This window comes from Paenibacillus oceani, assembly GCF_014705615.1.
In the GTDB taxonomy this organism is placed as follows: domain Bacteria; phylum Bacillota; class Bacilli; order Paenibacillales; family NBRC-103111; genus Paenibacillus_AB; species Paenibacillus_AB oceani.
In genome coordinates, this window is record NZ_JACXJA010000077.1 from 1 (window position 1) to 8,845 (window position 8,845).

Annotated in this window: 10 protein-coding genes; 5 read left to right on the forward strand and 5 right to left on the reverse strand. The window is 54.9% G+C overall.

Features of this window, described 5'->3' with window-relative positions; genetic code table 11:
• Positions 1-272 precede the first annotated feature (272 nt).
• The gene (locus IDH45_RS33455; protein WP_223837256.1) at positions 273-1,010 is read right to left on the reverse strand and encodes a spermidine synthase; all 738 of its coding nucleotides are present in this window, start codon (positions 1,008-1,010) and stop codon (positions 273-275) included.
• A 34-nt stretch (positions 1,011-1,044) separates the two neighbouring features.
• Positions 1,045-1,428, reverse strand: coding sequence for an NUDIX domain-containing protein (locus IDH45_RS33460; protein ID WP_190932500.1), 384 nt, complete (start codon positions 1,426-1,428; stop codon positions 1,045-1,047).
• Between the two features lie 238 nt (positions 1,429-1,666).
• Here IDH45_RS33460 and IDH45_RS33465 point away from each other — a divergent pair, with 238 nt between their 5' ends.
• The 4 genes from IDH45_RS33465 (at position 1,667) to IDH45_RS33480 (ending at position 4,138) form a co-directional block, all read left to right on the forward strand.
• Positions 1,667-1,972 (forward strand): antibiotic biosynthesis monooxygenase, encoded by a 306-nt coding sequence (locus IDH45_RS33465; protein WP_190932501.1) that lies wholly within the window; start codon positions 1,667-1,669, stop codon positions 1,970-1,972.
• A gap of 131 nt (positions 1,973-2,103) precedes the next feature.
• Entirely contained in the window at positions 2,104-2,832 is a 729-nt protein-coding gene (gene gpmA, locus IDH45_RS33470; RefSeq protein WP_190932502.1) for a 2,3-diphosphoglycerate-dependent phosphoglycerate mutase, read from the forward strand.
• A 322-nt stretch (positions 2,833-3,154) separates the two neighbouring features.
• Positions 3,155-3,604 carry a MarR family winged helix-turn-helix transcriptional regulator gene (locus IDH45_RS33475; RefSeq protein ID WP_190932503.1) on the forward strand — a complete coding sequence of 150 codons (450 nt, stop codon included), beginning with the start codon at positions 3,155-3,157 and terminating at the stop codon, positions 3,602-3,604.
• A 3-nt stretch (positions 3,605-3,607) separates the two neighbouring features.
• Positions 3,608-4,138, forward strand: a complete 531-nt coding sequence (locus IDH45_RS33480) for a glutathione peroxidase (RefSeq protein ID WP_190932504.1) — start codon at positions 3,608-3,610, stop codon at positions 4,136-4,138.
• A gap of 84 nt (positions 4,139-4,222) precedes the next feature.
• Here the strand turns inward: IDH45_RS33480 and IDH45_RS33485 are convergent, their stop codons facing one another.
• The 3 genes from IDH45_RS33485 to IDH45_RS33495 all read right to left on the reverse strand — a co-directional run bounded on the left by IDH45_RS33485 (position 4,223) and on the right by IDH45_RS33495 (position 8,402).
• A complete protein-coding gene (locus tag IDH45_RS33485; RefSeq protein ID WP_190932505.1) occupies positions 4,223-5,461 on the reverse strand; it encodes an ArnT family glycosyltransferase in 1,239 nt (412 codons plus the stop codon).
• A gap of 201 nt (positions 5,462-5,662) precedes the next feature.
• Positions 5,663-6,409, reverse strand: a complete 747-nt coding sequence (gene map, locus IDH45_RS33490; protein ID WP_190932506.1) for a type I methionyl aminopeptidase — start codon at positions 6,407-6,409, stop codon at positions 5,663-5,665.
• A gap of 94 nt (positions 6,410-6,503) precedes the next feature.
• On the reverse strand, positions 6,504-8,402 hold the full coding sequence (locus tag IDH45_RS33495) for a PAS domain S-box protein (RefSeq protein ID WP_190932507.1): 1,899 nt from the start codon (positions 8,400-8,402) through the stop codon (positions 6,504-6,506).
• Positions 8,403-8,673: 271 nt separating this feature from the next.
• Here IDH45_RS33495 and IDH45_RS33500 point away from each other — a divergent pair.
• Positions 8,674-8,845, forward strand: a 172-nt coding sequence (locus IDH45_RS33500; protein WP_190932508.1) for a transposase, incomplete at its 3' end; no start/stop codon positions are given.

Here is an 8,845-nt window from a genome sequence, read left to right on the forward strand (position 1 = left end):
CGCTCCTATTAAAAAATAGTTCCATTACTTTTCATTACACAAATTTCCCATCATTCAAACCATCTTTTTTGAGGTACCTAAGTAGTTACCGCTAAAGACGCTTATTTTGCGCCCAGCTTACATTTTCGAAAAATAAGAGTTGCAAAAGACTGCTAAGGTTCGCTAATCTCATTGCTCCAGTTACTCCAGTTACCCCAATAACCGTAGTAGCTCCGGGTGCTCCGACCACTCCATTGGCTCCAAGATACAAGCGTACCTGAAGGCGGCTTCCTTTAGTCTACAATCACGTACCCCGGCTCCAATTCGACCTCTCGAAAGCCGGCCATCTCGCCGGGATGGAACTGAATCTCCTGGTCGCCGGCAATCAGGAGCATATTGTAGATGTCCGCCCCGTCGGTTCCGGGGAGATAAAACGCTTTAGCGTACAAATAATACTCGTGGAGCGTCGTATAGATCGCATTGACCCGTTTGTCGTTTCCCGGCTTGCCCATCAGGTTGAGTATGACGGCTCCCCTGGAGGTGAGCTTTTCCTTGGTCAAGCGGAAAAATCCCGAGGACGTGAGGTGACGCGGAGTCCCCTTTCGGGTAAAGGCATCCACAACCACGTAATCCAGCGAATGCAGATCCGCTTGCTCCAGGAGCAGCCGTCCGTCCCCGATCCGGACATGGTCGCCCCGGTAATGGAAATACAACCGGCTCAGCTCTACGACCTTTTCGTCAATCTCTGCTACTATTAACCGCTTGTCCGGGTAACGGCCCGCAATCGTGCCGATCCCGTGTCCGATCACGAATACGCCCCCGAACGACGGATGGTTGCTTTCCATCAGGTGTATGATCGCCCTCGGGTATTCCAGCACGATGCGTTTCGGGTCTTTCAGATCGATGGCGCCTTGCACCGCATCGTCCGAAAACTGCAAATACCGGAACTTTCCCAGCTCTCCGTACAGCTCGGTACTCTCGTAGACGGATATTTCGTTAAGCGCGGTCGTTTCTTTAACCAACAGATGCAAGATGTTCGCTCTCCTTTGCCGCTGTGCGTGAGACTTATCTCAGCCGTTCGATAATCGGGCTTATTTCCTGATGCTCCAGCAGTTCCTCCAACCGGAACCACCGCAGTTGTTCCAGTTCCTGCCTGCCGCCTTCCAATTCGGGATCGGTTCCTAATGCCGGCACTCCTTCGGCCGATTTGGCCAAGAAGCAGTAATACATGCCTTTGATCCGCTCCGAATACCGCTCCGCGACGAGCTCGCCCACTTCCACCGTCAGCCCCGTTTCTTCCAAAGCTTCCCGTTTGGCCGCCTCGGCCGCCGTTTCCCCCTCCTCGATGCTTCCTCCCGGCAGTGTCCATAACTGTTCTCCTTTGTAGCGTTGCCGGACCATCAATATCCGGCCTTGATCCACAATCGCTACACAGCTGCGGGTCCCCATCGGCTCTCCCATCCTTTCGTTAGAAGTTCCCTGCCTCTTTTGTATAAAAGCTGTCTTTCAGACATTCGCAATCCGGCTGCGTTTTCCTTCCGAACCTTCCCGAAATCCGAGCCTGCAACGCAGCCGAACCAGTTTCACGGCCGTTCCTCCGCCCGCCCCCGTTTTGGCTTAGCTAATTCAAACTGGTATAATAAGTATGGAAAAAGAAAAGAAACGATACTGTCGGGAGGCGAAACCTATGTTAGTCGTTACGAATACGATCCGGATCAAGGCCGGATTCGGCAAGCAGGTGGCCGGAAGATTCGCCGAAGCGAAGGGCGTTCAGCAGATGCCGGGCTTCGTGCGTCTGGAAGTATGGCTGGGAGCCGGCCAGGAAGGCGAAGAAGAGCTGAAAGTGTGCACCGTCTGGGAGAACGAAGAAGCGTTCAAAAACTGGACGTCCAGCGAATCGTTCCGTGCCTCGCACCGCGGAGCGTCCGACAGCAAAGAAGTGATGCTCGGAGCGACGCTGAACAAATACGAGCTGATCGTCTCCGGTTCTTGATCGGAATATGTATGCAAAGCGCCTTCTCTCCAGTACGGAGCGGGCGCTTTGGTTTATTACGCCCGCAGGATGCGGCACCTGGGAACAGCCGCATTCCATAATCCCGTTCCTTGTCGGAAGGATGTGCCCGGATGATTCAACTAGTGCTGATCCGCCACGGTCAAAGCGTGTGGAACCAGGAAAACCGGTTTACCGGATGGACCGACGTCGACTTGTCGGCGAACGGTCTTCAGGAAGCCCGGCAAGCCGGGCAAATTTTGAAGCAAAACGGGTTCCTTTTTGACGCCGCCTATACGTCGGTATTAAAGAGAGCGATCCGGACGTTATGGCTCGTGCTGGACGAGATGGATTTGATGTGGATTCCCGTTCACAAAACGTGGATGCTGAACGAAAGACATTACGGCGCCCTGCAAGGCTTGAACAAAGCGGAAACCACAGCCCAATACGGCGAGGAGCAAGTCCATCTGTGGAGAAGGTCCGTCGACGTAAGGCCGCCCCTGCTCGCCCGGGACGACCCGCGGTACGAAGGAAACGACCCTAGATATACGGGCGTGCCCGCTCCGCTGGCGGAAAACTTAGCCGACACCGAGCAACGCGCGTTAGTCTGCTGGAACGAAAGCATTGCCCCGGCACTGCGCGCCGGCCGGAAAATCATCATATCCGCCCACGGCAATACGCTCAGGGCGCTGGTGAGATACCTCGATCAGCTTCCTTCCGATGGAGTAGCCGATCTGAACATCCCGACCGGACTCCCGCTCGTCTACGAACTGGATGACATGCTGCAGCCGATCCGGCATTATTATTTGGGGGTGGACGGGGAGCTTGCCGAGCGGACGGTTCCGGACCGGATCTCTCCTTAAGCCGTTCCGTCTTCTTCTACGTCGACTCTCCCCGGCTCTTCCGCTTCGGAAGCGCCCTCTGCCAAAAATTCAAACTACGCTGCCGCCAGCAACGTAGTTTGAAGCGATCGTATCGTTCGCATCGCCGGTCTATCTCCTTTTCGCATGGTCAATGATTTAGAAGCAAGAAGAAATTATCGGGTTCCCGAAAAGCTGCCGCTTTACTCTCCGCTTTTCGAATAAGTGATTTGACTTTAATCCGGTATTTTGTTAATTTTATTTTGTCACCAATGCATTGCATGCAATTTAATTGAGCACGATTCAAATACCGCAGGAGGCCGCTATGAACCGGGACGATATACTGAAGCTCGACAACCAGATCTGTTTCGCCGTATACGCCTGCTCCCGCGAGATTACGAAGCTGTACCGGCCCTATCTCGACGAGATGGGCATTACGTACACGCAATATGTAACGCTTCTCGCCCTATGGGAGGAAGACGACATGACGGTGAAGCGATTGGGCGAGCGGCTGTATTTGGATTCCGGGACGCTGACGCCGCTACTTAAGAAGCTGGAGGCTGCCGGTCTCGTGGAACGAATCCGCGATCCGCGCGACGAGCGCAACGTCCGCATCCGGCTCACCGGCCCCGGTGTCCGGCTGAAGGAACAGGCGTCCGGGCTGCCCGGCCGGATTGTCTCCCGCACCGGACTTAGCGGGGAACAGGCACAATCGCTCCATGCCGGGCTGAACGCCTTGCTGCGGAACATTCATCAACCGACACGGGAGGAATGAACGATGGGAGTTTACGATTATACGGCGAATACGATTCGCGGAACGCAAAAAAGCTTGAGCGACTATGAAGGCAAAGTGCTGCTTATCGTCAATACAGCCAGCAAATGCGGATTTACGAGACAATACGGCGATCTGCAGAAGCTGTACGAGCAGTATAAAGACCAGGGACTGGTCGTGCTCGGATTCCCGTGCAACCAGTTCGGCGCCCAGGAGCCGGGTACGAACGAGGAGATCGATACGTTCTGCCAATTGAACTACGGCGTGACGTTCCCGTTGTTCGACAAGATCGACGTTCGCGGTTCCGATCAGCATCCGTTGTTCGGTTATTTGACCGGACAAGCCCCGTTCCAGGGATTCGAAGATCCGGAGAGCCGGCTCGCTACCTTCCTCCAACAGCAGGGCTTGCTGGAAGGCGACGACATCAAGTGGAACTTCACCAAGTTTCTGATTGACCGCAGCGGCAACGTCGCTCAGCGGTTCGAATCTACCGTCGAGACGGACCAGATGAAGCCGGCAATTGAAGCGCTTCTGTAACGCTGGCCAACACTCCCGCAGACGGCCGTTGCTGCACAAAAGAACCGCAGGAGTCTCCTAGATGCTCCTGCGGTTCTTTGATGTTCAGCCTCGTTTCCATCTCCGGAACCAGCCGAGAGCAGCGGTTAATACCCGATCCGCCCCATAGGCCGAGACGATCGCGATAAACGGCAACGCCGGCGCTTTATACCGGTACATCACGTCGATAAAAAAGATGACGCAAAATACGAATACAGCCAGGATCACCAGCCACAACACCGAAGCTTGTCGAAACCGTCCGGCCATGATCGCCGCCCCGCTGCCGATCACGAACAGCAAAGTCGGCAAGGCGTGCCGGACAAAGGATGCGACTCCCCACAGGCTGCCGAAATCCGCTCGCCACACCCACCAGCCCAGGAAGGAAATCATCCGTTTGCCGTACAGGATCAAAATGTGGTCCCAGTTGTTAATCAGGAAGCTGACGATCAGACTGTTCATGATATTGATCTCGTAATTCGGCGTATACACATGATCGTATGGAGTCGACTTGTCATACACCCAGCCCGTGGCGTAAATGTTGTACAGCACCATCCGGATGTTCTCTTCCATGGAAGCGAGCAGCGGGTCCAGCTTGCCGCTGGTTAATAAATAAACGCCGATTGCGGCCGCCGCGGCGACTCCCCCGCCCAGCACGAACCGGTATCGCTTGAGAAAAGCAAACACCGTCGTCCGGCCTAACCGGACCAGAATATATACCATCATAAATGCCAACGTGATAATTCCCGCAGGCCGGAACATAACCATAAGCAGCGCCGCAGCCGCAAACCCTGCCTTGTACCTCCTCTTGTCCGATTCGAAGCAACGCAGGACCAGATAGACGCATAACAGCAGCAGGCTGATGAAAAAGCTGTCCGTGATCACATAAGTCGTCCAGCGGATAATCCCCGAGGAAAACGAATAAAACACCGAAGCGATCACGGCGGTCGTCCGGTTAAACAATCGGCTGGCGATCGCATACACGAGCATCACGCTCAAGCCGGTCGTAGCCGCCTGAAGAAACAAAACCGCAGCAGGGTCTTTAAAGATAGCCAGAAGGAGCGTAAGCAGCATATTGTAGCCCATATATAAAATGTCGTTCATATGCAGGCTGATCTGAAAGTTGTCCAGCATCGAATAGGCGTAATTCAAGTACCATTCGCTGTCATCCGAAGTCGGGAACCCTTCCGGCGAAACCATCACTTTATAAAAATAGCCCAAATTCACCGCCAACGACAGCACAACAAGCGGAAGGATATAAAAAAGTTCACGATCTTTGTATTTGTGATACAGACGGTACACGATCATAACAGCTCCACCTATTCGTAATTAGGGACGGCCTCCGCCGTACGCTCCGCTCCGTACGGGGTACATGGAGAAGGCATCGTTCCCTCCTGCAGCCGGCAGCGGAAGCGCCGGGGCATGCGGTTGGCCGCGGCCATATGACGCCGGGCACCGCCCAGGGCGGCTGGAGTTCAGGAGCGGCCGCTCCCCGGCTTCACTTCCCGCTTATTGCTTCGTCAATATGAGCGGGCCGTCGGCCGTAATCGCCACGGTATGCTCGTACTGCGCCGACAAACTGCCGTCGATCGTCCTCGCGGTCCAGCCGTCCGGGTCGATCTTGCACTTGTATGAACCGATATTGATCATCGGCTCGATCGTAATGACCATCCCTTCCTTCAGACGCGTGCCCCGGCCCGGAGGTCCGTAATGAGGCACCTGAGGCTCCTCGTGCATCGCCTGACCGATCGCATGGCCGACGAAATCCCGCACCACCGAGTACCCGTTCGTTTCCGCGAACGTCTGGATCGCATGGGAAATATCGCCGATCCGGTTGCCGACAACCGCCTGCGCGATTCCGAGATACAGCGCCTCTTTCGTAATATCCAGCAGCTTCTGCGCTTCCGGAGACACATTGCCCACCGCATACGACCAGGCGGAATCGGCGAGCCAGCCGTTCAGATTCACGACCATATCGATGGCCACGATGTCGCCGTCCTCCAGCTTCCTTTCGCCGGGAAAGCCATGGCAGATGACGTCGTTTATCGAAGCGCACGTTGCATAAGGGTAGCCCCGGTATCCTTTTTGTTCCATCGCCGCCCCGCGGCTCGTAATGTACGACTCGGCAAACTGGTCGATCTCCCGTGTCGTGATCCCGGGCCGGATCAAGGCCGCGAGCTCCCGGTGACAGGAAGCGAGCAGCTCGCCCGCACGCTGCATGTGTTCAATCTCTTCTTTCGTTTTGATGACGATCATACGTACCTCCTGCAAACGTAAAGCCGGTAAATGCGGACTGCATTCCCGGCTTCCGATACTTACTGTTCATTATAGGGCATCCGGTGCGAATAATTCAAATTCCGGTTTGCTGCTCGTGAGCGAGCGGCAGCACCACGTCGACTGTCGTGCCCGAATTTTCGCAGCTTGTCACCTTTACCGTGCCATGATGATTTTCGATGATCCGCTTGCTGACCATAAACCCGAGACCGGTCCCGTTTTCCTTCGTCGTGTAGAAGGGCTGCCCGAGCCGGCCCAGCACGTGCTCCGGAATGCCGCAGCCCTGATCGATGATGCTCAGCCGAATCCGGTCCGTCCCTTCCCGCTTCAGCCGGATGACGATCTCCCCGCCTCCGGGCATCGCCTCGATCGCATTTTTAATAAAATTAATGAACACTTGCTTCAACTGGTTCTCGTCGCAGGAGATATGGGTAATGCCCGGCGAAAATTCGGTGACGATCTGCACGTTGTTCAGAATCGCCTGTGTATCTAGCAGCGTCGTTACTTGCGCCAGCAGCACCCGGATATCCTGCCGCTCGAGCTTGACCGTCTGCGGCTTGGCCAGAATGAGCAGCTCGTTCAAGATCATCTCGATCCGCGTAATCTCCGATGCGATAATATCGAAGTATTCCTTCTTCTCGGCGTATCCGTTTCTCATCAGCTGCACGAAACCTTTAATCGCGGTAATCGGATTGCGGATCTCGTGCGCGATCCCCGCGGCCAGCTGCCCGGCCAGCGACAGCTTCTCCGAGTTGATCATCAGCTCCTCGGCGTGCTTGCGGTCGCTCATATCGCGCAGCGAAACGGACCAGCCGGACAGCCGGCCGCGTTCGTCATTCATCGGAAACGCCGTCACGAGCACGTTCAGCTTCGTCCCGTCTTTGCATTGCCGCACCGTTTCGAATCCTTTGAGCGATTCGCCGCTTGTTAACCGTTGGATATTCCGCTGAATCTCTTCGCTCCTGTCCGGCGGAATCAAACCAAGCTCGCCGAGCGGGCGTCCGACGATTTCATCGCCGCTCCAGCCGAACCGGTTCTCGAACGCTTCGTTGACTTGTTGTACTATACTTTCCGAATCCATGATCATTATCGGGTCTACATTGTTCCGGATAAAGGACTCCATTCGCTCCTTTGCCGCACGCAGCTTTTTCTCCGCCCGTTTCCGTTCGGTTATGTTTCTTCCAACCCCCAGAATGTGCTCGGAACCGCCGTCCGCATCGTCCAACGGTTTCACCGTCGATTCAAACCAGAAATAGCAGCCGTTCTTGTGGCGAACGCGGCACTCGAATGAGCTGCCTCCGGATATCAAATCGGGAGCGGAGCTCTCAAAGACCGCCCTGTCTTCCGGATGCCATAGCTCCGTGGCAAGACGGCCGATCAGCTCTTCGGGCTCGTAACCCATCACGCTTCTGGAAGCCGGGGATATGAAGAGAATCGTCCCGTCATTCGAAGTAATCGTTATGACATCCTGCGAGTTTTCCGAGAATAGGCGGTACATCCGGTTGCTGTGCTCCAGTTGGGATTGCAGCCTGCTGTCGTACTCCGGCCGATCGCCGGACATCGCCGGTAATCGCTCGAAGGGACTCCCCGTCTTCCGGCAGGACACGTCCTGGAGCACCAGTACGAAGAAGCACGGCTGCTCCGATTCGTCCCGCACCAGGGAGGTACACAATTGTACCCTAACGGTGCAGCCCGTCTTATGCAGAGCGCGGATCTCCAGATGCAGAGAGTTTTGCGTCCCGTCGAGCAGACCCGTCAGCGAAGCCAACAGCACGTCCATCTCATCGGGATGAACGATGGAACGGACCGTCATCTCCATCAGCTCGTCCTCGGCATACCCGATGACGGAACAGACCGTTTCGTTGACAGTGAGCCACCGGCCGTCTGCGGAGACGAGCGCCATGCCGACCGGGGCGCGAGCAAACGCTTGGGCAAACCAGCCTTCCCCTTGAAGATGGAATCGATCTTTCGTCATAATTGAACCTCCCGCTCGTAGCTGGTCCGTAATTTCTTCGCGAGAGATTGCCGATTTTCCTCCGTCAACCGGAAAAGAAAGGAATTGAAGCATAGTTTTCGCAAACTCGTGACTTCAGTCATGAGTTAGAAAACATCGGATAGGGCGTGGCTTATGCCACGTAAACTATCCGATACATGTTTAGGTGACTAATACAACAATCCCTTTAATGTCAAGGTTCCTATAGGTGAACAACGCTGACATAGGTTATCCTGTAATCAGAGGTTATTATGTGTCAGAAATAAAGCGTGGTCGTGGTTACGTCTATGCCATTCAGTACCACATCGTATGGTGCGTAAAGTACCGACACAAGTTACTTGTGGAAGAAATCGACGTAAGACTAAAAGAAATTCTTGTTCAGATTGCATCCGATAACAACTTCACTATATCTGAAATTGAAAGCG